Raw genomic sequence first — 25,328 nt, forward strand, 5'->3', positions numbered from 1 at the left:
TTCACTTCTTTTTTTATAGAATTTATAAATTTTCTGACATCTTACTGTAATTTGAACTCATAATTATGTAAAATAATAGGTATATCTATTGAAAAGGAAGTTGATCTCGAATGTGGAAAGAAAAAGTTCAAGAATATGAAAGTCAGATTATTGATGACTTAAAAGGTCTGCTTTCAATTGAGAGTGTTAGAGATGATGCGCAAGCTTCAACAGATGCCCCTGTAGGACCAGGACCTAGAAAAGCGCTTGATTACATGTATGATATTGCTAAAAGAGACGGTTTCTCTACGCATGACGTTGATCACATTGCAGGACGTATTGAAGCGGGTAAAGGTGAGGATGTTTTAGGTGTTTTATGCCACGTTGATGTAGTACCTGCTGGCGATGGTTGGGACTCAGACCCATTCAATCCAGTAGTAACAGATGATGCCATCATTGCACGTGGTACTTTAGATGATAAAGGACCGACAATTGCAGCATACTACGCGGTTAAAATTTTAAATGAAATGAACGTGGATTGGAAAAAACGTATTCACATTATCATTGGTACAGATGAAGAATCAGACTGGAAATGTACAGAAAGATATTTCCAAACTGAGGAAATGCCAACATTAGGTTTTGCTCCTGATGCAGAATTCCCTGCTATTCATGGGGAAAAAGGGATTACGACATTTGATTTAGTACAAACAAATACTGCTGATGATTCAGATGAACCAGATTATGAGTTATTATCCTTTGAATCAGGTCAACGTTATAATATGGTACCTGATTTTGCAAAAGCACGCGTCTTTGTTAAAGAAAATATGACAGATGTCGTACAACACTTTGAACATTACTTAGATCAACATCATTTACAAGGAGAAAGTGTTGTAGATAGTGGTGAATTAGTATTAACGGTTGAAGGTAAGGCTGTACATGGTATGGATCCTTCATTGGGTGTTAACGCAGGTTTATATCTTTTAGACTTTTTATCAACACTTAACCTTAACCAAACTGCAAAAGAGTTTGTAGAATTTAGTAATCGTTATTTACATGAATCTCATTTCGGCGAAAAAATGGGTATGAAGTTCCATACTGATATTATGGGCGATGTAACTACTAACGTAGGTATTATATCTTATGATAAAGACAAAGCTGGTAGATTTGGTGTAAATTTACGATATCCACAAGGTTTTGAGTTTGAAGAAGCAATTGAACGTTTCACTAATGAAATTAAAGCTCAAGGCTTTGAAGTCGAAATAGGTAAAGTCCAACAGCCACATTATGTAGATAAAAATGATCCATTTGTACAAAAACTTGTTACTGCATATAGAAATCAAACTGGTGACATGACAGAACCTTATACAATTGGTGGTGGAACATATGCTAGAAACCTTGATAAAGGTGTAGCATTTGGCGCTATGTTCGAAGATTCAGAAGATTTAATGCATCAAAAGAATGAATATATTACTAAAAAGCAATTATTCAACGCAACAAGTATCTATTTAGAAGCAATTTATTCACTTTGTGTGGAGGGATAAACTATGACAAAAGTATTTATTAACGGTGAGTTCGTAGACCATGAAGAAGCAAAAGTATCATATGAAGATCGAGGATATGTTTTTGGTGATGGCATCTATGAATATATTAGAGCTTATGATGGCAAATTATTTACAGTCGATGAACACTTTGAACGTTTTATTAGAAGTGCTGGTGAAATTCAACTAGACTTGGGTTATTCTGCAGAAGAACTAATCGATATTGTAAGGGATTTACTACAGGTTAATGACATTAAAAATGGTGGCATCTATATTCAAGCTACTAGAGGTGTAGCTCCACGTAATCATTCGTTCCCAACACCAGAAGTTAAGCCTGTATTAATGGCTTTTGCTAAAAGTTATGATCGTCCATATGAAGACTTAGAAAATGGAATTAATGCCGCTACAGTAGAAGATATTAGATGGTTACGATGCGATATTAAAAGCTTAAATTTATTAGGAAACGTGCTTGCCAAAGAGTATGCTGTAAAATATAATGCTAGCGAAGCGATTCAACATAGAGGCGATACTGTTACTGAAGGTGCTTCAAGTAATGTTTATGCGATTAAAGATGGCGCAATTTATACTCATCCTGTTAATAATTACATTTTGAATGGTATTACCCGTAGAGTCATTAAATGGATTGCTGAAGATTACGACATTCCATTTAAAGAAGAAACATTTACTGTTGATTTCTTGAAAAATGCTGATGAAGTTATTGTTTCAAGTACATCAGCTGAAGTTATGCCTGTCATAAAAATTGATGGAGAGTCTGTTGGAAACGGTAATGTTGGACCTATAACTCGTAAATTAAAAGAAGGATTTAATAAATATATTGAAACTAAAAGTAAATAACGGGGAGCGGAGTTTGAACTCAAATTTTATAAAGTAATATAAACAAGCCTGGAACATTATTATTAAATGTAACAGGCTTGTTTATATTGTGGCAGTAGCTAACTGAATTGAAAATCCGCTTATATTAAGCTTTTCAATCTTAGGTATTCTTGTCGATGGCACTTAATATAAAATATCATGAAAAAAGAGCATACAAGTATAGGAAGTTGATTCAGATATGGAAATTATTTTATAATCTGTGCTGTTACTCTTTATTCTTATATAACTGAAATTCATATAACTATTGGGCTCAAAATATGTTATAATGTGACTTAACGATTAATCGACTTTGAGCTTTTTTTGACTAGTAAAATGTATCTTTTTGTTTCTCATTTTCAGTTGAAAAAGTGTGCTAAAAATTATAAAATCATCAGTGAGTGATTTAAGAAAAAGAAAATCTATTCAACAGATTTTTTACATAACAAACTAAATGAAAAAACTGAAAAAGTTTAGTTGAAAAATAAAATATAATCGTTTAAATCTATGTGACGATTATAATAAATTAGAATATATGGCTCTTGAAAACTATATTTCTCGAGCCATTTTCTAATTGGAAGTGAGGTGAACGAGTTGGAGCAATTTTATCAGTTAGGATGGACACTTGATTCAGCAGGTGGTGCATCGGGCGAAGCGTATATGGCCGAACAAGATGGTCAAAAATTATTTCTAAAGCGTAATTCAAATCCATTTATCGCAGCCTTATCAGCAGAAGGCATTGTACCTAAATTAGTGTGGACAAAACGTATTGAAACGGGCGAAGTTGTTACTGCACAACATTGGAAGAATGGTCGTGAATTAGAACCTTCTGAAATGTATCAAACGCGAGTAGCAGAATTATTGAAAAAGATACACGGTTCAAAACCTTTGTTAAACATGCTTAAACGTATGGAAATGGAACCAATCACGCCAACAATTATGTTAAATAAAATTAACGCTTCACTATCAAGAGAAGTTTTAACGCATCATGTTGTACGTAAAGCGCTTATTTATTTAGAAGATCACATTCCTAACTTAGATCCACGTTTCTTTACAGTAGTTCATGGCGATGTCAATCATAATAACTGGTTATTATCTGATCGTGATGAATTATTCTTAGTAGACTGGGAAGGTGCTATGATTGCGGATCCTGCTATCGATATTGGTATGTTGCTTTACAACTACGTTCCTGAACGTAAATGGTCGCAATGGTTCAAAACATATGGAGTAGAAGAGAGCATTGAGTTAAATAAACGTATGAAGTGGTATACGGTGATTCAATCTATTGGTATGGTGCAATGGTACGAAGAACAAAAAAGATTTAAGGATATGAATACTTGGCTAAAATTTTTAAATGAAGTTATGAATAGTAACTTATTTATATAAGGAGATTTCTTGTATGAGAGTTCGTTATAAACCATGGGCGGAAGATTATTTGAAAGAACATCCTGAGTTAGTGGATATGGATGGGACACACGCAGGTAAAATGACTGAATGGTTTGATAAGACACAACCTATTTACATTGAAATTGGTTCAGGCATGGGTCAATTTATTACTACATTGGCAGCAAAACATCCAGATATTAATTTTGTATCAATGGAACGCGAAAAAAGCGTAATGTATAAAGTATTAGATAAAACTAAAGAGCTTGAACTCACTAATTTAAAAATGATTTGTAATGATGCCATCGAGTTGAATGAATATTTTAAAGATGGTGAAGTGTCTCGTATATATCTAAACTTTTCAGATCCATGGCCTAAGAAACGCCATGCGAAACGAAGACTCACTTATCATACTTTTCTAGCATTGTATGAGCAAATTCTTAAAGATGATGGTGAAATTCATTTCAAGACAGACAATAGAGGATTGTTTGCATTTAGTTTAGAAAGCATGTCACAATATGGTATGTATTTCACTAAATTAAATTTAAATCTTCATGAAGAAAATGATGAGGATAATATTCTGACCGAATATGAAAAGAAATTTTCTGATAAAGGTTCACGTATTTATCGTATGGAAGCTAAGTTTCATAAAAACAAATAATTTATTTAAGTTATCGCACAGTTAATATAATTGTGCGGTATTTTTTTGTTTTCAATGATTGAAATAAAACAAAAAAGGTTAAATATATAAGTAAAATTGATATTTAATAATTCAATATGTAAAAGGTAAGAATATTTTATTTTTCAAAAAAGGGGAAATGAAATATGAAATTAGGAAAATTTAATGTTAATTATTTAAATGGTGGTACGACTAAAATGGATGGAGGGGCTATATTTGGCGTAGTGCCTAAGCCATTATGGTCCAAAAAGTATGACGTGAATGATAAGAACCAAGTACCGAATTTAACTTATCCGATATTAATTGAAACTGGAGATAAAAATATATTAGTGGATGCTGGAATTGGTAATGGTAAATTAAGTGAAAAGCAACTGAGAAATTATGCCGTTGATTATGAAAGTAAGATAGATGAAGAACTTAAACGTTATGGATTAAGTGTAGATGATATCGATATCGTATTAATGACGCACATGCATTTTGATCATGCGACTGGTCTAACTGACGTTGAAGGTAACGCCATCTTCAAAAATGCGCTACATTATATCCAACAGGACGAATGGCATGAGTTTATTAGTCCGAATATTCGTAGTCAAGCAACATATTGGAAGAAAAATCGTGGCACGTATGAAGAGAATGTGTTGTTGTTTGATAAAGAAATCGCGGTATATCCGGGTATTAAAATGATGCATACCGGCGGCCATAGTTATGGCCAATCTATAGTGATGATTGAAAGTGATGAGGAAAAAGCTGTGCATATGTCGGATATCTTCCCAACACATGCGCATAATAATCCATTATGGGTATGTGCTTATGATGATTATCCAATGCAATCTATTCGTGAAAAAGAAAGATTGATTCCTTATTTTATAAAAAATGACTATTGGTTTTTATATTATCATGACAATAAATATTTCGCTGTTAAATATGAAAATGATGGAAAAACAATAAAAGAGAAAATTGAAAGATAAAATGATGTAAAAAATGAAATCATGGAAGGTTAAATTAGAAGAATATTAAAGCGTCCGTTTGTTTAAATTATTGTAGCATAGAAATTTGCTGAATTAGAAATTTCTATGCTACTCACTTTATATAATTCGATATCTACAATTCTTCAATAGTTAAAATTTCGCCAGTGTAGGCATCTGCATAGAAGACATATTCTATAATTTTATTGTGCTTATCTTGCGTGATGCCACCTTGATAAATTAATCGGTTAGGATATTTATAATTATCCATATATGCTTCATGTAGAATGTATGAGCCTCTTATGTTCATGAAATAAGATTTCGCTTCGTCTAACACTTTACTTGGCTGTTTGACTTTTTTATTTTCAAGAAGATAATAAAACAACATCGCTGTAGATACTCCAACTGTTAGCACTACAGGAATTGTGATGAATTTAATGGTTTGACGTTTCATAATTTCTTACCTCTCTTAATTAATTCGTATCATTAGTTTACCATATTCAAAATGATATAATACATTTAAGGAGCGTGTTTATTGTAATGCAAAACGACAAAACATTGAAAAGAATTCAAACATTAACTGAACTGCATGGCGCGCCAGGTTTTGAAGACGACGTGCGTGCATATATGAAACAAGAAATGGAACCTTATGTAGATGAATTTATAACTAACCACATGGGTGGTTTCTATGGAGTAAAGAAATCTAAAAAAGAAAATGCAAAACGTGTAATGATTGCTGCGCATATGGATGAAATTGGTTTTATGATTACGAATATTACTTCCAATGGAATGATTCAATTTACAAATCTTGGCGGCGTGGCTAACGATATATGGCAAGGTCAACGCTTACAGATTAAAAATAGAGATGGTGAACACATTATTGGGGTAGTTTCAAACATTCCTAAACATTTTAGAACAGGTAATGAAGCGGTGCCTGAGATTAAAGATTTAATGTTAGATATCGGTTCTGAAAGTGCAGAAGAAGTACGTGAACGTGGAATTGAAATCGGGGATACAATCGTACCTTATACTTCTTTCACTCAATTATCAGAGCATCGATTTAGCGCGAAGGCATGGGATAATCGATATGGTTGTGTCATTGCCATTGAGATATTAGAATTGTTAAAAGATGTAGAGTTGGATGTCGATTTATATGTTGGTGCCAATGTCCAAGAAGAAGTAGGATTAAGAGGAGCAAAGGCAGCAACAAAAATGATTCAACCTGATGTTGCATTTGTAGTAGATTGTTCTCCAGCGAATGATATTAAAGGTGTGCAACAGCTTTCTGGCGAATTAGGTGGAGGTACGCTCATCCGTATTAAAGATGGAACGATGATTCTTCAACCTAATTTTAAGAACTATTTATTAGATTTAACGAATGAATATAACATTAATCATCAATATTACATTTCGCCAGGTGGCACTGATGGGGGAGAAATCCATAAAGCAAACCAAGGTGTACCTACTGCTGTGATAGGCGTATGTGCAAGATATATTCATAGTACTGATGCAGTATTTGATATTAGAGATTATTATTCAGCACGTGAATTACTGCAACAAGCAATTTTAAATTTAGATGATCAAACAATAAAACAATTACAATATCAAGATTAATATAAGGAGAGATATAATGATTAAATTAGAATCTGAACAACAATTTGAAGAATTGAAAAAAGAAAATACTGTCTTTGAATTTACTGCAGGATGGTGTCCTGACTGTCGAGTAATTGAACCAGATTTACCAAAACTTGAAGAAAAATATACAGATTTTAAATTTGTATCAGTAGATAGAGATGAATTTATCGATTTAGCTATTGAAAATGATATTATGGGTATTCCAAGCTTTTTAGTCTTTAAACAAGGCGAATTAGTAGGAAGTTATATTGGAAAAGAACGTAAATCTATTGAACAAATTGATGAATTTTTAAGCCAGTACAAGTAATATTTCATAATAGCGAATTTGTACCTCATTTATAAGTGAAAAATAGAATTCTATTCAAGTAATACTTTGATTTCCCTGTAATTAGGTACTTATTTATTGTAAAATATTATAAGGTGCGAAATAGGAGTGTTAATAATGAATGTCTTTCAAATGAGAGATAAAATTAAACAACGTTTGAGTAGCTTAGATGTCGACTTTAAGTTCGACCGTGAAGAAGAAACGTTACGTATTTACAGACAAGACAATCATAAAGGCGTCACAATCAAATTAAATGCGATTGTTGCCAAGTATGAAGAACAAAAAGAAAAAATAGTGGATGAAATTGTTTATTATGTCGAAGAAGCAATTGCTCAAATGGATGATGATAGTCTTGATAAAATGCAAGATATTCAAATTATGCCAGTCATTCGTTCAGCAAGTTTCGATAAAAAAACTAAAGATGGTCATCCGTTTATTATTGAAAAGCATACTGCAGAAACTAACATTTACTACGCACTGGATTTAGGTAAATCTTACCGTTTGATTGACGAAAGTATGCTAGAACAGTTAGGTTTAACTACACAACAAGTTAAAGAAATGTCTTTATTTAATATTCGTAAATTACAAAATAAATATAAAACTGATGAAGTAAAAGGAAATATCTTTTATTTTGTGAATTCTAATGATGGGTATGATGCTAGTCGTATTTTAAATACTAAATTTTTAGATGATATTTATAGTCAATGCGAAGGTGAAATGTTAGTAGCCGTTCCACATCAAGATGTATTAATTATTGCAGATATACGCAATAAAACAGGTTATGATGTGATGGCACATTTAACTATGGAATTTTTCACTAAAGGTTTAGTTCCTATCACATCATTATCTTTTGGTTATGAAAAAGGACATTTTGAACCTATATTTATTTTAGGTAAAAATAATAAACAAAAACGCGATCCAAATGTCATTCAACGTTTGGAAGCGAATCGTAAAAAGTTTAATAATAAAGATAAATAGAGGAGAGTTACAATGAATTTATTTTATAATAAAGAAGGGGTAGGGGACGTAGCATTCTTACAAATTGAACCTACTAATGGTCCATTTGAATATGACAAACAAAATGATATCGTTATTATCAAAGATGGCGATAAAGTAGTCGGCTTTAATATTTTTGGATTCTCTAACTATTCTAATATTCAAGAAAATGGTCATATCAAATTAACGCCAGAATTGGTTGACGCATTACAACAAGCAATTGATAAATCAAATGTAGATTATAAATTAGATGCAGATTTATCACCTAAATTTGTTGTAGGATATGTTGAGACTAAAGATAAACATCCTAATGCTGATAAATTAAGCATTTTAAAAGTTAACGTAGGAAATGAAAACTTACAAATTGTATGTGGTGCGCCAAACGTCGAAGCAGGACAGAAAGTCGTAGTGGCAAAAGTTGGTGCTGTTATGCCAAGTGGTATGGTTATTAAAGATGCCGAATTACGTGGTGTGGCTTCTAGTGGCATGGTATGTTCTATGAAAGAATTAAACTTACCTAATGCGCCTCAAGAAAAGGGTATAATGGTATTATCTGACGATTATGAAGTCGGCAAAGCATTTTTTGATTAAAGAAGGAAGGATGTGAGTGTATGAGTTGGTTTGATGAATTATTTGGCAATGATAATAATTCGAATGAAGAATTATTAAGACGTAAAAACAAACGTCGACAGGACTCAAAGACACAAATGAATAATGACAATGCATTACTTCCTGAAAATGATGACATTTATGACCGTCCTAAAGGTAAATTTCGTTTTCCTATAGATATTGGTAGAGATACTGATGAAGCTGAAGAGGCTATTTATCAAGAGCATGATAATGAAAATGAGCCATTTTATAATGAGGTATATAATAGCGAGGATTTATACGATTACGGTTCATACCATTATGATGACTTTAATCAAGCTGCTGAACAATCACAAGTTTATGATAGTTCTCAAGATACGAGAAGACGTCGTAGAAGAAAACATACGAATCATGATGATACAGGTATACCTTCAATTAAAGAAAGACCTTCGCAAAGACGTGAGAATAAATCAATTGACACAGGTTTTAATGGAGTAAGTTCACAGAAAAGAAAGCCTAACGCTTCTCATCAAAGTTCAAATAATCATGAACGCGTTAAGTTACAATCTGAGCGTTTTAAATCAGATTATAACACGCGCCCTCATTCTACATATCATAAGTCAAGCTTTAAAACTTCTGAAGTACCTTCAGCTATTTTCGGGACAAAAAAACGTCGTCCAATTAGGAATGGTGTTATACCTCCTATGGAAGATACAGAGGAGAATAAGACTGATTCATCATTGGATGATGCAAAAACGAACGAACATGCTACTCATAGAGAAGAAAACGCTGAAAAAACATTTTCAGAAAATGAAAACATCAATGCAACTTCTAAAGAGAATAAGCAATCTCCTGTAATTGAAGCTTCTGACAATACAGAAAGCAATGATGCTTTCGCTTCAAATGAGGCAACGCCTAATTATTCTCAGAAAGATAATACAGTAAATATCGAAAATATTTATGCTTCACAAATCGTTGAAGAAATTAGAAAAGAAAGAGAACGAAAAGCGCAACAAAAACGTAAATTTAAAGAAGCTTTACAAAATAAGCGTCAAAAAACGAATAATGAAGATGATGATATTCAAAAAGCAATTGACGAAATGTATGCGCAACAAGCTAAGCAATATACAGGAGAAAGTTCTCTTGACGATGCATTATTCGGTGAAACTACAGCACATTCATCTATAGCAGGTGAGAATGATAAAGAAAATGCAGTTGAAGCGGCATCTCATGATATTTCTAATGAATCACAATCATCTAAAGAAAATACTGATGCTGAGGAACAACAACAAATTGAGGAGTTAGCTAAATCATCACCGTATAATTACGAAGAAATAGATTTAAATCAAGTTCCAAGCGTTCAACAAGTGAAAGATGAAGACGTGAAAGTAGAAAATACCCAAGAAGATCAACATCACCTCAAACTAGAGGATACTTCAGTACAACAGTTAGATGACACAACTCAACTAATTTCTGAGGAAGAACCAACATTTGTTGATAATGAGAATGAAAAACATATTGATAGTGCTTCAAATAAACAGGATAAGATTCATGATAATCAGGATCGCATTGAAGATGATGATGATGAGAAAGATTCAGGAGAAAGTGATCAAACGACTGTAGATGAAGCACACTATCGTGAACTTGATAATACTTACAATGACTCTCATGAAGTGCAAGAGGAAGATCATTTAGCTGGAAAATCGATAGACAATTCTATTTCTCAAAATGATTCGAGCATGAGTGACAATCAATCAAATTCATCTCAATCTGAAACTAATAATGTCGTTCAAAATGCGGTTGACTCTGAAACGGAATATGCAACGAAACCTCACGAACAACTAGATATAAAAGATAATAATGTAAAGGCTTCATCTCATGAAGCTGATAACTCAGATGACAATTCTCAAGCAGTTGCTCAAAGTGTAGAAAGAAATAATGCTTCTAATGTTGATGACACTGTAACTAACAAAACCACAACAAATAAGCATCAAGATAATGATGAAAATCATCTTGAGCAACCTAAAAAATCGCTTAAGCAATCAATTAAGCCTGGCAGTAAACCATTTAATGTAGTCATGACACCGTCAGACAAAAAACGTATGGTGGATACTTATAAAAAGAAATCACATAAAGTATCAGTGCCTGAATTAAAACCCGAGACGAAAGCTAAAAAAGAAGAAGTAAACGATACCTCTTCTACAACGCCAAATAATGAAAGCAAAGTAGAAAAGTCTGTCTCTAATGATAAACAAACCGCTGATCAACAAGCTAGTAATCAGTTGGATAATGTAAATCGAAGCAAACTAGACCCTTCTGAGGTATCTCCTAGCAACATTCAAGATGAAGCTAGTCACCATAATGTGGACAACACTAGGGATGATTCATTTTCAGCGAAAAATTCTGCAAAGCAAGAAAATGCAGTTCATAAAGAAGAAAATGAAGTCGCTTCAAATGAAGCAAGTGTAACTACTGAAGATGGAAATCAGGCGAGTTCTGCACAAACTGATGTGTCTAAGCCTGCGATTCGAAAAGGACCAAATATCAAGTTGCCAAGCTTAGATTTATTAGAAAACCCCGAAACTCATGAAATAGATGAAGAATGGATTGAAGAAAAGAAAAAAGAATTAAATGATGCATTCTACTATTTCAATGTACCAGCCGAAGTACAAAATGTTACAGAGGGACCAAGCGTCACTCGATTTGAATTAGCGGTTGAAAAAGGTGTAAAAGTTTCAAAGATTACTGCGTTACAAGATGATATTAAAATGGCATTAGCAGCTAAAGATATTAGAATTGAAGCGCCTATTCCAGGAACAAGTTTAGTTGGTATTGAGGTACCAAATCAAAATCCAACCAAAGTTAACTTGAAATCCATTTTAGAAACAGATAAATTTAAAAATGCTGAATCTAAATTAACTGTAGCAATGGGTAATCGTATTAATAATGATCCATTACTAATGGATATTGCTAAAACTCCTCATGCTTTAATTGCAGGGGCTACAGGTTCAGGTAAATCAGTATGCATTAATAGTATTTTGATGTCGCTACTGTACAAAAATCATCCTGAAGAATTAAGATTATTATTGATTGATCCGAAAATGGTTGAACTGGCACCATACAATGATTTACCACATCTAGTGTCACCAGTCATCACAGACGTCAAAGCAGCGACTCAAAGCTTAAAATGGGCAGTAGATGAAATGGAACGTCGCTATAAATTATTTGCACAATATCACGTTAGAAATATTACAGCTTTCAATAAAAAAGCGTCATATGACCAAAGAATGCCAAAAATTGTTATTGTTATTGATGAGTTAGCTGATTTAATGATGATGGCACCACAAGAGGTTGAACAATCGATTGCAAGGATTGCTCAGAAAGCACGTGCATGTGGCATTCATATGCTTGTGGCTACGCAAAGACCATCTGTGAATGTCATCACTGGATTAATTAAAGCTAACATACCTACACGTATTGCGTTTATGGTATCGTCAAGCGTTGACTCACGTACTATATTAGATAGTGGTGGTGCAGAACGATTATTAGGTTACGGTGATATGCTTTATTTAGGCAGTGGCATGAATAAACCTATACGTGTTCAAGGTACATTTGTATCGGATGAAGAAATCGATGAAGTTGTTGATTTCATTAAAGCTCAAAGAGAGCCTAATTATTTATTTGAAGAAAAAGAATTATTGAAAAAGAATCAAACTCAAGCACAAGATGAATTATTTGATGATGTCTGTGAATTTATGGTAAAAGAAGGACATATTTCTACTTCATTAATACAAAGACATTTTCAAATTGGATATAATCGTGCAGCAAGAATCGTAGACCAATTAGAACAATTGAATTATATTTCTGGTGCTAACGGTTCAAAACCAAGAGATGTATATATTACAGATGAAGATTTAAAGAAAGATTAATTTAAAAGGAGTTTTATGGTTATGACGCATTATCATTTTGTTGGTATTAAAGGCTCAGGAATGAGTTCTCTAGCACAAATCATGCATGACTTAGGGCATGAAGTACAAGGCTCGGATATTGAAAATTATGTGTTTACAGAAGTAGCATTAAAAAATAAAGGGATTAAAATTCTTCCATTTAGTGCTGATAATATTAAAGACGGCATGGTTGTAATTCAAGGTAATGCGTTTCCAGATACACATGAAGAAATCGTAAAAGCACATGAGTTAAAATTAGATGGCATTAAATATCATGACTTTTTAGGACATGTAATTAGTCAGTATACATCTGTAGCTGTAACGGGAGCTCATGGTAAAACATCAACAACAGGTTTACTATCTCATGTTATGAATGGTGATAAAAAGACATCGTTTTTAATTGGAGATGGCACAGGAATGGGATTGCCAGCAAGTGACTATTTTGCATTTGAAGCATGTGAATACCGTCGTCACTTCTTAAGTTACCACCCTGATTATGCCATTATGACTAATATTGATTTTGATCATCCAGATTATTTTAAAGATATTGATGATGTGGCTGATGCTTTCCAGAACATGGCCCGTAATGTTAAAAAAGCCATTATTGCTTGGGGAGACGATGAACACTTAAGAAAATTAGAAGTGGATGTACCAATTTATTATTATGGTTTAAGTAAAAATGATGATGTATACGCAGATAATATTCAAATTACTGATAAAGGTACGCAATTTGATGTTTATATTAACGGCGAATATTATGATCAATTCTTAACGCCTCAATATGGTGACCATAATATTCAAAATGCACTTGCAGTTATCACAATTAGTTATTTAGAAGAAATGAACGTGAATAATATTAAAGAAGCATTGGAAACATTTGGTGGTGTAAAACGTCGCTTTAATGAAACAAATGTTGCTAAACAAGTATTAGTAGACGATTATGCTCACCATCCTAGAGAAATTAATGCTACAATTGAAACAGCACGAAAAAAATATCCAAATAAAGAAGTCGTAGCAGTATTTCAGCCACATACATTTTCTAGAACGCAAGCTTTCCTAAATGAGTTTGCGGATTCACTTAGCAAAGCTGACCATGTATTTTTATGTGAAATATTTGGTTCAATTCGAGAAAATACTGGAGAATTAACTATTCAAGATTTAATAAACCGTATTGACGGATCTGCTTTAATCGATGAAAATAATATTGACGTATTAGAACAATTTAAAGATGCTGTAATTTTATTTATGGGCGCAGGGGACATCCAAAAGCTTCAACGCGCTTATGAAGAAAAAGTTGGCATCTCAAATGAATTTTAATATGTTTAGATATAATTATGTTGGGTATTAATAATTAATGACTTTTATTTTAAAAGTAATTAGGAGGCGTTTTTAATGGATTGGATTTTACCAATTGCTGGAATTATCGCTGCAATTGCATTCTTAATTTTATGTATTGGAATCGTTGTAGTTTTAATTTCGGTCAAAAAGAATTTAGATCATGTGGCTAAAACACTTGATGGTGTTGAAGGTCAAGTTCAAGGTATCACTCGTGAATCAACTGATTTACTTCACAAAGCAAATCGCTTAACTGAAGATATTCAAGGTAAAGTTGAACGTTTAAACTCTGTTGTTGATGGTGTAAAAGGTATCGGCGACTCAGTTCAAACTTTAAATAGTTCAGTTGACCGTGTAACTAACTCAATTACACATAATATTTCTCAAAATGAAGATAAAATTTCTCAAGTAGTTCAATGGTCAAATGTTGCAATGGAAATTGCTGACAAATGGCAAAATAGACACTACCGTAGAGGAAGTGCAAACTACAGAACAAATTCTGTAGCTGATGATGCAAACCATGCAAATCATTCAAATGAAAATTACACTACAAACGTTGAGAAAAACTTTTAATATGATTCAATCAAATGCACTTAAATGAGGTTTGTACTTGTTTAAGTGCATTTGTTATAGGAGGAATTAGCATGAGTAAGAAATATAATCGCGATGCATTTGAAACAAATAATTCAGGCAATGACTTACATGGTCAAGGTGCAAATCAACAAGATGATGTAGCGCAAACAAACGCGACAAAACACTATGATAGAGATGCATTTGAAACAAATAATTCAGGCAATGACTTACATGGTCAAGGTGCAAATCAACAAGATGATGTAGCGCAAACAAACGCGACAAAACACTATGATAGAGATGCATTTGAAACAAATAATTCAGGCAATGACTTACATGGCCGTGGCGCAAATCAACAAGATGATGTAGCGCAATCAAATGCGACAAAACACTATGATAGAGATGCATTTGAAACAAATAATTCAGGCAATGACTTACATGGCCGTGGCGCAAATCAACAAGATGATGTAGCGCAATCAAATGCGACAAAACACTATGATAGAGATGCATTTGAAACTAATAATACTGGTGAAGACTTGCATAATAGAGGAAGAAATCAAAATAATCAGGTTACTTCAAATTCTCGTCATCAGTATACTTACAATACTAAAAATTCAAGAAAAGACTTTGTAGTAAGCTTTATTACAGGTGCTTTAATTGGTTCTGCTATTGGTTTACTCACTAGAACAAAAGCACAAGATAAAATTGATCAAGCTAAAGCTAAAGAACAAGAGCTTAAAGATAATTATCATCATATTAGAACTCAAGCTGAAGAAAATATTGATAATGTAAAACAAAAAATTGATGACTTCAAAAATAGAAAAAAATCAAATATTACATCTGATGAGTTGAAAGCACAACAAAATGCGATTAAAGCAGAGACATCAAGTGAATTAGCAGACCAATCACCACAAGCGCAAGAGATTCAAGATGCTAAAGTTGAAGCAATGAGTGAAGACTATCATCAAAGAAATAATGAAAGTAATAGTGCAGAAGAAATTGTTGCGCAACAAAATGCAATAAAAGCAGAGACATCAAATGAATTAGCAGACCAATCACCACAAGCGCAAGAAATCCAAGAAGCGAAAGCAGAAGCTAAGTCAGACAAATCACAAGAAAACGCAAGTGCAACAGAATTAGCTGCGCAACAAAATGCAATAAAAGCAGAGACATCAAATGAATTAGCAGACCAATCACCACAAGCGCAAGAAATCCAAGAAGCGAAAGCAGAAGCTAAGTCAGACAAATCACAAAAAAACGCAAGTGCAACAGAATTGACTGCGCAACAAAATGCAATAAAAGCAGAGACATCAAGTGAATTAGCAGATCAATCACCACAAGCACAAGAAATCCAAGAAGCGAAAGCAGAAGCTAAGTCAGACAAATCACAAGAAAACGCAAGTGCAACAGAATTAGCTGCGCAACAAAATGCAATAAAAGCAGAGACATCAAATGAATTAGCAGACCAATCACCACAAGCGCAAGAAATCCAAGAAGCGAAAGCAGAAGCTAAGTCAGACAAATCACAAGAAAACGCAAGTGCAACAGAATTGACTGCGCAACAAAATGCAGTAAAAAAAGAGGCTGCTGAAAATAATTTATCTAGCCCTTCAGTTACAAACACACAAAATACAAATAATTTATCATTAGGTGAAAAATTAGCTAAAGCCGCTAACTCTAAAAAAGAAAAATTAGCAAAAGATAAAAGTATAGAGAAAAAGACACAAGAATTATTAGCTGAAAAACCAATTGCTAAATCTAAGAATAATAAGATTCCTATGTTAGTAACTAAAAAATTCAATAGAGATGAAGCACATTTAAAAAATAATCAAAGCCATGCTTCAGCTAAATTCGATAAAGGTGTTATTACGCACGATACAGATAAAAAATCTAACGGTGCAAAAAAACAAACTAATAAAAAGCAAAACAACAATAAACAGAACAACAAAAAACAAAATAATAAGACACAAAATAACAAAACACCTAAACAACAACAAAGAACTGAAAAAGCGAAAAGTAAAATAGATAAACGTACTTTCAATGATTAATTATTGAAGAAAGTTTTAAAAGAGCAATGTAAATTTGATTTGCATTGCTCTTTTGTTTTGTATATACAATATATTTTTTATAAATGTTTGACAATTCTAAAATTTTAAACAATTTATTTATCAATACGGTTGAACATATGACATCTAATTGTTAGAATACTAATTAAATACTATTATTTTATCGCTTTAAAGTAATATATAAGTAAGGAATTATAATGAGGTGAGTAAGTATGACAACTAAGTTAGAACAATATAGAGAAGAAATCGTTTCGATTAATTATCAAATTTTAGACTTATTATCTAAAAGAGGAGAACTAGCGCAAAAAATTGGTGAGGAAAAAATTAAACAAGGAACAAAAGTTTATGACCCTCAACGTGAAAAAGAAATGATTAACCAATTGATGGATCATAATCAAGGTCCATTTAATGATAATGTAATTAAACAATTATTTAAAGAAATCTTTAAAGCATCAACAGATTTACAAAAATCTGAAAATGAAAAACATTTATATGTTTCACGTAAGTTAAAACCTGAGGATACTATAGTTAAATTTGATAATGGCGGTATTATTGGTGATGGCAATAAATCTTTCGTTTTCGGTCCATGTTCAGTAGAATCACAAGAACAAGTAGATGCAGTCGCAAAAGACTTACAAGCTAAAGGCGAAAAATTTATTAGAGGTGGCGCATTTAAACCACGTACTTCTCCATATGATTTCCAAGGATTAGGTGTAGAAGGTCTTAAAATATTAAAAAATGTTAAAGATAAATTTGGTTTGAATGTTGTTAGTGAAATTGTCAATCCTGCAGATTTTGAAATTGCTGATGAATATTTAGACGTTTTCCAAATTGGGGCTCGTAACATGCAAAATTTCGAACTATTAAAAGAAGCTGGACGCACAAATAAACCAATATTACTAAAAAGAGGTTTATCAGCTACAATTGAAGAATTTACTTTTGCTGCTGAATATATTGCATCACAAGGCAACAAAAATATTATCTTATGTGAACGTGGTATTCGTACTTATGAAAAAGCTACGCGTAACACACTTGATATCTCTGCCGTGCCGATTTTAAAACAAGGCACTCATTTACCAGTTATGGTCGATGTTACTCATAGTACTGGACGAAAAGATATCATGTTACCTACTGCAAAGGCTGCATTAGCTGTTGGGGCAGATGGTGTTATGGCAGAAGTTCATCCTGATCCATCAGTAGCGCTTAGTGATAGTGGTCAACAAATGGATTTAAATGAATTTGATACATTTTACAATGAATTAAAACCACTTGCTGAATTGTATAACTCTAAACAACTCAAATAAAAATTTAATTTAAAAATAATCTAACGGCTAAAGCTATTCATTTTACTTAGAAAAGTAAGTATTTTATAATACTCTTTTCGTGTGAAAATGGATAGCTTTATTTTCGTAAATTTCATTATATTAGAAATTAAAATTGAGAAATAATAAATATTTTATGAAAAAAAGAATTTCGTAAATGAATAATTACAATGCTATATTTATTTAGATATTAAATTTTGACATAAATGTGAATAAATAATTAATTTATTTCACACAAACAATTTTTATGATAAACTTTGAAAATGAAATGAAAACGCGTTATAATAACAAATAAAACGCTTACAAGGAGGATATTATGACAGTAACAATATATGATGTTGCGAGAGAAGCTCGAGTATCGATGGCGACAGTATCACGCGTCGTAAATGGCAACCAAAATGTAAAACCTGAGACTCGTAAAAAGGTAAACGAGGTAATTAAACGCTTGAATTATAGACCAAATGCTGTTGCAAGAGGGTTGGCTAGTAAACGTACGACAACTGTAGGCGTTATTATCCCTGATATTTCAAATATTTATTATTCACAATTAGCACGTGGTATTGAAGATGTTGCGATTATGTATAAATACCATTCAATTATTTCAAATTCTGACAATGATCCTGAGAAAGAAAAAGAAATTTTCAACAATTTACTTAGCAAGCAGGTAGATGGAATTATATTCTTAGGGGGTACTATTTCAAGCGAAATTAAAGATTTAATTAATCAATCTTCTGTTCCTGTAGTTGTGTCTGGAACAAATGGTAAGGATGACAATATCGCTTCAGTTAATATTGATTTTAAAGAAGCTGCAAAAGAAATCACCGAACATTTAGTTCAATCAGGGGCCAAAGAATTTGCTTTAGTAAGTGGAGATTACTCTAAAAAAGCGCAAGAAGATGTACTTAGTGGATTAAAAGAAGTACTCGATAAACACCAACTTAAATTAAATGAAACGTTGCAATTAACAGGATCAGAAAGTTATAAAGATGGTATTAGAGTATTTAATGAAATTAAAGATAACTTACCTGACGCTATTTTATCAATTAGTGATGAACAAGCTATTGGTATTATGCACAGTGCTTTTGATGCAGGGATAAAGGTGCCTGAAGACTTACAAATTATAAGTTTTAATAATACACGTTTAGTTGAAATGGTGAGACCTAAATTATCAAGTATTATTCAGCCTTTATATGATATCGGGGCAGTAGGCATGCGCTTATTGACTAAATATATGAATGAGGAAGAAATTGAAGAACCAAACGTGATTTTACCTCACCGAATAGAATATCGTGGAACAACTAAATAACCATTTAGTATTGCGAGTTACTATGACGTAACTCGCTTCTTTCATATATACGAAAAAATTACCTATACCAATCAATTATGCGTTGAGCGCGTTCGAGGTTTTTTTCAGAAATAGTTTGAGAACGTAGCACAGGTTGTTAATCTCTATAGTCCTCTGTCCATTGCTTCGCTAATTTAACAGGCGAGTATCCATTCCACTTCGTAATCCACTGTTCAGGAAGAGGACCACTACGTAATGGTGCACTTAAAAGAGCTAAAAATATATGACTCCAAGCGCGTGGAACCACGTGCCAAATGTTATAACCTCCTCCTCCAAACATCATCACTTTACCATTTGTATATTCATCAGCGAATTCTTTAATTATATATGGAATTTCATATAGAGTTTCTAAAGAACAACTTAAATGGGTCAAGGGGTCTAAGTAATGAATGTCTACGCCATGCACACTTAAAATGATGTCTGGTTTGAAAGATTCAATCACGCTTTTAACAGTACTTCTTAAGACATTTAAATAATTATCGTGCTCAGTAAAAGGTTCTAGTGGCAAATTAACGGTATAGCCAAATCCTAAATCTTCGCCTCTTTCGGTATAATGTCCTGAACCAGGAAAAAGAAATTTACCAGTTTCATGAATTGAATAACACATGATTTCATTACTAGTATAAAAACTCCATTGTGTCCCATCACCATGATGCGCATCAGTATCAATAATCATTATACGTTGATGATAATGAGTAGCCAGGTACTGCGCTGTAACTGCCACATCGTTATAAATACAGAATCCATTAGCGCGACCAGGTAAGCTATGATGTAATCCACCGCCTAAATGACAGCCATTTTGCACTGTGCCATCCATAATAGCGTCTACTAAATTGAGTGCGCCACCCACGATTCTGGCACTATGACGATGCATATGTCTAAATTGAAATGTATCTTCAGTATTTAGTCCATATTTTTGAGCTTCAGTTTCACTTAAAATGCCATGTGAAGCATGTTTAATCGCTTGAATGTAATCATACTGATGGACTAAGGCTAATTCCTCTTCAGTCGCAATTCTAGGGCGAATGATATGCTCTTCTGTTAAGACATTCATATTCTGAAGCAGTTCAGTTGTTAATTTTAACCTCATTTGATTAAAAGGATGGTCGTTACTGAATCGATAGTTTAATAATTCATCAGAATAAACATAGCCTGTTTTATTAGCAGATTGCATTTATGTTACACTCCTTTGCCTTACCATTTTTAGAAAAGAAAGCGATTTTTATACCTTAAATCATCAAATGCCTGTTGTTGGTCGAGTGAGATTCTGTTACCGATTCTAGCCATCAAACAATTGGCGGGATGACTTGTGATTTCTGGATCATCTGTCGCAAATACTTCTAATCCACCTTTAGACATTAATTTTTGCATCATTTTTTTATAATCATAGACATTTAATTTGGCTTGTGCTAAATCCCAATGCCAATAGTATTCTGTGGTCAAGACGATATAATCTTCAAATTCATCTTGTGAAAGACTTTGAGAAATGAGTTCACCACCGATATGATATTGTCTATAGTCTTTATGCACCTCAATTGCGCCTAGTTCAATCAAGTAAGGTAAGTGACCTTCAGACCAACGTTCAAATTCATCGGGATAATGATAAGTTACATAGCCAATAATGTGCTGATCTATTCTCGATATATAAATGCGTCCTTCAGGTAACTGTGTAATTTCTAATAATGCTTCAAATTGATCTTGAGAAGGGCGAAAGGCATTTAATGCTTCATCAAAATCTAAATTCTTTAAATCGTCAAACGAGATAGGGCCTTCTATAACTATATTGAATTGCTTAAATTTTATTTGTTTAGTGAGGTATGTTTTTTTGTGATTCATATTTTCCACATCCATTTCACCAATGATTATTATCATTATATATTTTTTTGTGTAATAAACAACTTTAATTATAATAATTATCTAAAAATTTTGAATAACACAAAAATTGAGGTATAATACTTTTTAAGAAAGCGTTTTCACTAAAACAAGGGGGAGTTTATGATGAAAATAGAAGTTTATGAAGCTCAAAATGGTAATTATAATTTAAAAAATTATGAGGAAACATATGAAAATTTCAACTGGGATGAAGTGAAAAAGGCATTTTCATGGTACGAAACTGGGAAATTGAATATGGCGTATGAGTGTATTGATCGTCATGTGGATGAAGGAAAGGGAGACAAAATCGCTTTAAATTACAGAGATGAGCGACGAAAAGAACAATATACATTTAAACAATTGAAAACATTATCGAATCAAGCTGCAAATGTATTAGTTGAGAAAGCAAATGTACAAAAAGGTGATCGTGTATTTATATTTATGCCTCGTACACCAGAATTATATTTTGCTTTTCTAGGAATTTTAAAAATTGGTGCTATCGTTGGTCCATTATTTGAAGCTTTTATGGAAAAAGCTGTGACAGATCGTTTGGAAAATAGTGAAGCGAAAGTAATTATTACGACAAATAGTTTATTAAGTAGAATACCTAAAGACAAATTGTCACATCTTAAAACAATCATTGTTGTAGATGAAGATGTGGAAGAAGGTTACGTTGATTTCAACAAAGAGCTTAAACAAGCTAGTGAAGACTTTGATATCGAATGGTTACAAGAAGATGATGGCTTAATCTTGCATTATACTTCAGGTTCAACTGGACAACCTAAAGGGGTATTACATGTTCAAAAGGCGATGTTATTACATTATATTTCTGGTAAATATGTATTAGATTTACAAGAGGACGATATTTATTGGTGCACAGCTGATCCAGGATGGGTTACAGGTACTTCTTATGGGGTATTTGCACCATGGTTAAACGGCGTGACTAACTGTATTGCTGGAGGAAGATTCTCTCCAGAACAGTGGTATAGCATGATTGAAGAATTTAAAGTAACGATTTGGTATACAGCTCCAACTGCTTTAAGGATGTTAATGAGTGCAGGGGATGATGTCGTTGAAAAATACAATTTATCTTCTCTACGTTCAATTTTATCAGTCGGTGAACCACTTAACCCTGAAGTAATTAAATGGTCAAAAGAAGTTTATGATAAGAGAGTGCTTGATACATGGTGGATGACAGAAACTGGAGGCCATATGATTGTCAATTACCCATCAGTGGACGTTAAATTAGGTTCTATGGGTAAACCATTACCTGGTATTGAAGCGGCTATCATTGATGATTCTGGAAAAGAATTGCCACCAAACCGCATGGGTAATTTAGCAATTAAAAAAGGTTGGCCATCAATGATGTATGCGATTTGGAAGAATCCTGAAAAATATGAATCTTACTTTATCGGTGATTGGTATGTTTCAGGAGATTCAGCATATAAAGACGAAGATGGCTACTACTGGTTCCAAGGTCGTGTAGATGATGTCATTATGACAGCAGGGGAACGTGTCGGTCCATTTGAAGTTGAATCTAAATTAGTAGAACATGAAGCAATTGCTGAAGCAGGTGTCATTGGTAAACCTGACCCAGTAAGAGGTGAAATTATTAAAGCATTTATTTCTTTAAGACAAGGATATGAACCATCAGATGAACTTAAGGAAGAAATCCGTAAATTTGTTAAAGAAGGCTTGTCAGGACATGCTGCGCCTCGAGAAATTGAATTTAAAGATAAATTACCTAAAACACGTTCAGGTAAAATTATGAGACGGGTCCTTAAAGCTTGGGAATTAAATTTAGACGCTGGGGACTTAAGTACGATGGAAGATTAATTTGTTTTTTGAAAAGAAGCGTCCACTATTTATGTGGACGCTTTAATTATATTTTATATTACTATATTTTTATTATGTAAACTTATTAAGAATTAAAATATGCTAAAAACTTAAAAATACACAAAATTTCAGTTAAATTTTACACAAATGCTTGGAAACGCTATCAAAAATTCGACATCGCTTATATAGTTAGTTATTATTAGTATGTAAGATTTAAAGAAACCTTCATTGAAGTAAGGTATTCTTACATAAAATAATTTAATTATCATAAGGGGTTGAAATAAGTTGGCACATTTATCAGATTTAGATATTGCTAATCAATCAGAACTAAAACCTATTGGAGAAATCGCTAAAAAAGCAGGTATTTCTGAAGATGCTTTAGAACAATATGGTCATTACAAAGCTAAGATTGATATTAATCAAATTAAACCTAAAGATAACAAAGGGAAAGTTGTATTAGTAACTGCAATGAGTCCTACTCCAGCTGGGGAAGGTAAATCAACAGTTACTGTAGGTTTATCTGATGCATTTAATGAGTTAAATAAAAACGTTATGGTTGCTTTACGTGAACCAGCGTTAGGACCAACTTTCGGTATTAAAGGTGGTGCCACTGGTGGTGGTTACGCACAAGTATTACCTATGGAAGACATTAACTTACACTTTAATGGTGACTTCCATGCAATTACAACAGCAAACAATGCATTATCAGCATTCATCGATAACCACATTCACCAAGGCAACGATTTAGGTATCGACGTACGCCGTATCGAATGGAAACGTGTTTTAGACATGAACGACCGTGCATTACGTCATGTGAATGTTGGTTTAGGTGGACCTACAAATGGTGTACCTCGTGAAGATGGCTTTAATATCACAGTTGCATCTGAAATTATGGCTATTTTATGTTTAGCTCGTAATATCAAAGACTTAAAAGAAAAAATTAGCCGTATTACAATTGGTTATACACGTGAACGTAAACCAATCACAGTTGCTGATCTTAAAGTTGAAGGCGCTTTAGCTATGATCTTAAAAGACGCTATTAAACCAAACTTAGTACAAACAATCGAAGGTACTCCTGCATTAGTACATGGTGGACCATTCGCTAACATCGCTCATGGCTGTAACTCAATTTTAGCTACAGAAACTGCACGTGACTTAGCTGATATCGTAGTTACTGAAGCAGGTTTCGGTTCAGACTTAGGTGCTGAAAAATTCATCGACATCAAAGCTCGTGAAGCAGGTTTCGAACCTTCAGCAGTAGTGTTAGTTGCGACAGTTCGTGCGCTTAAAATGCATGGTGGCGTAGCTAAAGACGACTTAAAAGAAGAAAACGTTGAAGCAGTTAAAGCTGGTATCGTTAACTTAGAACGTCACGTTAACAACATCCGTAAATTCGGTGTAGAACCAGTTATCGCATTAAACGCATTCATCCACGATACTGATGCTGAAACTGAAGCAGTAAAAGCTTGGGCTAAAGAAAACAACGTACGTATCGCTTTAACTGAAGTTTGGGAAAAAGGCGGTAAAGGTGGCGTTGAGCTTGCTAACCAAGTACTTGAAGTTATCGAACAACCAAACGACTTCAAATTCTTATATGATTTAGATCAATCATTAGAAGAAAAAATCGAAACAATCGTTAAAGATATCTATGGTGGTTCTTCAGTTACATTTAGTAAAAAAGCTAAAAAACAATTGAAAGAATTCACTGATAACGGTTGGGGCAAATATCCAATCTGTATGGCTAAAACACAATATTCATTCAGTGACGATGCTACTGCATTAGGTGCGCCAACTGACTTTGATATTACAATCAGAGAATTAGAAGCTAAAACAGGTGCTGGATTCATCGTTGCATTAACAGGTGCAATCATGACTATGCCTGGTTTACCTAAGAAACCAGCTGCATTAAACATGGACGTTACAGACGACGGTCATGCTGTTGGTTTATTCTAATTAGAACTTAATGATTACTAAGAGTGGTAGAGTTATCTCTACTGCTCTTTTTCTTTTTGAAAAGACAGAACCCTGTACGCCTACAAATTTAAGCGGCTCTACGTCAAATCGGACTGATGAGTCC

19 protein-coding genes and 1 pseudogene are annotated in these 25,328 nt (G+C 33.2%); 17 read left to right on the plus strand and 3 right to left on the minus strand.

Features of this window, described 5'->3' with window-relative positions; all coding sequences use genetic code 11:
- Positions 1 to 110: 110 nt before the first annotated feature.
- From MT340_RS05710 to MT340_RS05730, 5 genes are all read left to right on the plus strand, one after another.
- Entirely contained in the window at positions 111 to 1,520 is a 1,410-nt protein-coding gene (locus MT340_RS05710) for a Cys-Gly-3M3SH dipeptidase (RefSeq protein ID WP_243589124.1), read from the plus strand.
- 3 nt (positions 1,521 to 1,523) lie between these two features.
- The gene (dat, locus tag MT340_RS05715; protein ID WP_243603654.1) at positions 1,524 to 2,372 is read left to right on the plus strand and encodes a D-amino-acid transaminase; all 849 of its coding nucleotides are present in this window, start codon (positions 1,524 to 1,526) and stop codon (positions 2,370 to 2,372) included.
- A 609-nt stretch (positions 2,373 to 2,981) separates the two neighbouring features.
- Complete coding sequence (locus tag MT340_RS05720; RefSeq protein ID WP_243589126.1) at positions 2,982 to 3,773, plus strand: phosphotransferase family protein; 792 nt, start codon at positions 2,982 to 2,984, stop codon at positions 3,771 to 3,773.
- Between the two features lie 13 nt (positions 3,774 to 3,786).
- The gene (trmB, locus tag MT340_RS05725; RefSeq protein ID WP_243603655.1) at positions 3,787 to 4,431 is read left to right on the plus strand and encodes a tRNA (guanosine(46)-N7)-methyltransferase TrmB; all 645 of its coding nucleotides are present in this window, start codon (positions 3,787 to 3,789) and stop codon (positions 4,429 to 4,431) included.
- Between the two features lie 164 nt (positions 4,432 to 4,595).
- Positions 4,596 to 5,417 (plus strand): YtnP family quorum-quenching lactonase, encoded by an 822-nt coding sequence (locus tag MT340_RS05730; protein WP_243589128.1) that lies wholly within the window; start codon positions 4,596 to 4,598, stop codon positions 5,415 to 5,417.
- Between the two features lie 133 nt (positions 5,418 to 5,550).
- Here the strand turns inward: MT340_RS05730 and MT340_RS05735 are convergent, their stop codons facing one another.
- A complete protein-coding gene (locus tag MT340_RS05735) occupies positions 5,551 to 5,868 on the minus strand; it encodes a PepSY domain-containing protein (RefSeq protein ID WP_243603656.1) in 318 nt (105 codons plus the stop codon).
- 86 nt (positions 5,869 to 5,954) lie between these two features.
- On the opposite strand from MT340_RS05735, the gene MT340_RS05740 reads away from it, so the two are divergent.
- From MT340_RS05740 to ccpA, 10 genes are all read left to right on the plus strand, one after another.
- Positions 5,955 to 7,028, plus strand: a complete 1,074-nt coding sequence (locus MT340_RS05740) for a M42 family metallopeptidase (RefSeq protein WP_243589130.1) — start codon at positions 5,955 to 5,957, stop codon at positions 7,026 to 7,028.
- A 13-nt stretch (positions 7,029 to 7,041) separates the two neighbouring features.
- A complete protein-coding gene (locus MT340_RS05745) occupies positions 7,042 to 7,356 on the plus strand; it encodes a thioredoxin family protein (RefSeq protein ID WP_334311118.1) in 315 nt (104 codons plus the stop codon).
- A 135-nt stretch (positions 7,357 to 7,491) separates the two neighbouring features.
- Positions 7,492 to 8,352 (plus strand): DUF1444 domain-containing protein, encoded by an 861-nt coding sequence (locus MT340_RS05750; protein ID WP_243589131.1) that lies wholly within the window; start codon positions 7,492 to 7,494, stop codon positions 8,350 to 8,352.
- Positions 8,353 to 8,364: 12 nt separating this feature from the next.
- Positions 8,365 to 8,961, plus strand: coding sequence for a YtpR family tRNA-binding protein (gene ytpR, locus MT340_RS05755; RefSeq protein WP_243589132.1), 597 nt, complete (start codon positions 8,365 to 8,367; stop codon positions 8,959 to 8,961).
- A 20-nt stretch (positions 8,962 to 8,981) separates the two neighbouring features.
- Positions 8,982 to 12,887: a DNA translocase FtsK gene (locus MT340_RS05760; protein ID WP_243603657.1), complete on the plus strand. Its 3,906-nt coding sequence runs from the start codon at positions 8,982 to 8,984 to the stop codon at positions 12,885 to 12,887.
- Positions 12,888 to 12,908: 21 nt separating this feature from the next.
- A complete protein-coding gene (gene murC, locus MT340_RS05765; protein ID WP_243603658.1) occupies positions 12,909 to 14,222 on the plus strand; it encodes a UDP-N-acetylmuramate--L-alanine ligase in 1,314 nt (437 codons plus the stop codon).
- A 75-nt stretch (positions 14,223 to 14,297) separates the two neighbouring features.
- Positions 14,298 to 14,813: a DUF948 domain-containing protein gene (locus tag MT340_RS05770; RefSeq protein ID WP_243589135.1), complete on the plus strand. Its 516-nt coding sequence runs from the start codon at positions 14,298 to 14,300 to the stop codon at positions 14,811 to 14,813.
- Between the two features lie 71 nt (positions 14,814 to 14,884).
- The gene (locus MT340_RS05775) at positions 14,885 to 16,858 is read left to right on the plus strand and encodes a coiled-coil domain-containing protein (RefSeq protein WP_243589136.1); all 1,974 of its coding nucleotides are present in this window, start codon (positions 14,885 to 14,887) and stop codon (positions 16,856 to 16,858) included.
- A 230-nt stretch (positions 16,859 to 17,088) separates the two neighbouring features.
- On the plus strand, positions 17,089 to 18,180 hold the full coding sequence (locus MT340_RS05780; protein ID WP_243589137.1) for a bifunctional 3-deoxy-7-phosphoheptulonate synthase/chorismate mutase: 1,092 nt from the start codon (positions 17,089 to 17,091) through the stop codon (positions 18,178 to 18,180).
- 334 nt (positions 18,181 to 18,514) lie between these two features.
- Entirely contained in the window at positions 18,515 to 19,504 is a 990-nt protein-coding gene (ccpA, locus tag MT340_RS05785; protein WP_243589138.1) for a catabolite control protein A, read from the plus strand.
- 58 nt (positions 19,505 to 19,562) lie between these two features.
- Here the strand turns inward: ccpA and MT340_RS05790 are convergent.
- Positions 19,563 to 20,717, minus strand: a pseudogene (locus tag MT340_RS05790) (acetoin utilization protein AcuC).
- 29 nt (positions 20,718 to 20,746) lie between these two features.
- Entirely contained in the window at positions 20,747 to 21,379 is a 633-nt protein-coding gene (locus tag MT340_RS05795; RefSeq protein WP_243590242.1) for a GNAT family N-acetyltransferase, read from the minus strand.
- A 162-nt stretch (positions 21,380 to 21,541) separates the two neighbouring features.
- On the opposite strand from MT340_RS05795, the gene acsA reads away from it, so the two are divergent.
- Together acsA and MT340_RS05805 are read left to right on the plus strand one after the other, a co-directional pair.
- Positions 21,542 to 23,251: an acetate--CoA ligase gene (gene acsA, locus MT340_RS05800; protein ID WP_243589140.1), complete on the plus strand. Its 1,710-nt coding sequence runs from the start codon at positions 21,542 to 21,544 to the stop codon at positions 23,249 to 23,251.
- A 285-nt stretch (positions 23,252 to 23,536) separates the two neighbouring features.
- Positions 23,537 to 25,204, plus strand: coding sequence for a formate--tetrahydrofolate ligase (locus MT340_RS05805; protein ID WP_243589141.1), 1,668 nt, complete (start codon positions 23,537 to 23,539; stop codon positions 25,202 to 25,204).
- The last annotated feature ends 124 nt before the right edge of the window (positions 25,205 to 25,328 follow it).

The organism is Staphylococcus sp. NRL 16/872, from assembly GCF_022815905.2.
GTDB lineage: Bacteria > Bacillota > Bacilli > Staphylococcales > Staphylococcaceae > Staphylococcus.

What these genes read in the sequence shown, in the direction of transcription:
- dat (WP_243603654.1), top strand. Translation starts at nt 1,524, where the DNA reads ATGACAAAAGTATTTATTAACGGTGAGTTCGTAGACCATGAAGAAGCA.
- MT340_RS05775 (WP_243589136.1), top strand. Translation starts at nt 14,885, where the DNA reads ATGAGTAAGAAATATAATCGCGATGCATTTGAAACAAATAATTCAGGC.
- MT340_RS05740 (WP_243589130.1), top strand. Translation starts at nt 5,955, where the DNA reads ATGCAAAACGACAAAACATTGAAAAGAATTCAAACATTAACTGAACTG.
- MT340_RS05735 (WP_243603656.1), bottom strand. Translation starts at nt 5,868, where the DNA reads ATGAAACGTCAAACCATTAAATTCATCACAATTCCTGTAGTGCTAACA.
- trmB (WP_243603655.1), top strand. Translation starts at nt 3,787, where the DNA reads ATGAGAGTTCGTTATAAACCATGGGCGGAAGATTATTTGAAAGAACAT.
- acsA (WP_243589140.1), top strand. Translation starts at nt 21,542, where the DNA reads ATGAAAATAGAAGTTTATGAAGCTCAAAATGGTAATTATAATTTAAAA.
- ytpR (WP_243589132.1), top strand. Translation starts at nt 8,365, where the DNA reads ATGAATTTATTTTATAATAAAGAAGGGGTAGGGGACGTAGCATTCTTA.
- MT340_RS05770 (WP_243589135.1), top strand. Translation starts at nt 14,298, where the DNA reads ATGGATTGGATTTTACCAATTGCTGGAATTATCGCTGCAATTGCATTC.
- MT340_RS05780 (WP_243589137.1), top strand. Translation starts at nt 17,089, where the DNA reads ATGACAACTAAGTTAGAACAATATAGAGAAGAAATCGTTTCGATTAAT.
- murC (WP_243603658.1), top strand. Translation starts at nt 12,909, where the DNA reads ATGACGCATTATCATTTTGTTGGTATTAAAGGCTCAGGAATGAGTTCT.
- MT340_RS05710 (WP_243589124.1), top strand. Translation starts at nt 111, where the DNA reads ATGTGGAAAGAAAAAGTTCAAGAATATGAAAGTCAGATTATTGATGAC.
- MT340_RS05730 (WP_243589128.1), top strand. Translation starts at nt 4,596, where the DNA reads ATGAAATTAGGAAAATTTAATGTTAATTATTTAAATGGTGGTACGACT.
- MT340_RS05795 (WP_243590242.1), bottom strand. Translation starts at nt 21,379, where the DNA reads ATGAATCACAAAAAAACATACCTCACTAAACAAATAAAATTTAAGCAA.
- MT340_RS05760 (WP_243603657.1), top strand. Translation starts at nt 8,982, where the DNA reads ATGAGTTGGTTTGATGAATTATTTGGCAATGATAATAATTCGAATGAA.
- ccpA (WP_243589138.1), top strand. Translation starts at nt 18,515, where the DNA reads ATGACAGTAACAATATATGATGTTGCGAGAGAAGCTCGAGTATCGATG.
- MT340_RS05750 (WP_243589131.1), top strand. Translation starts at nt 7,492, where the DNA reads ATGAATGTCTTTCAAATGAGAGATAAAATTAAACAACGTTTGAGTAGC.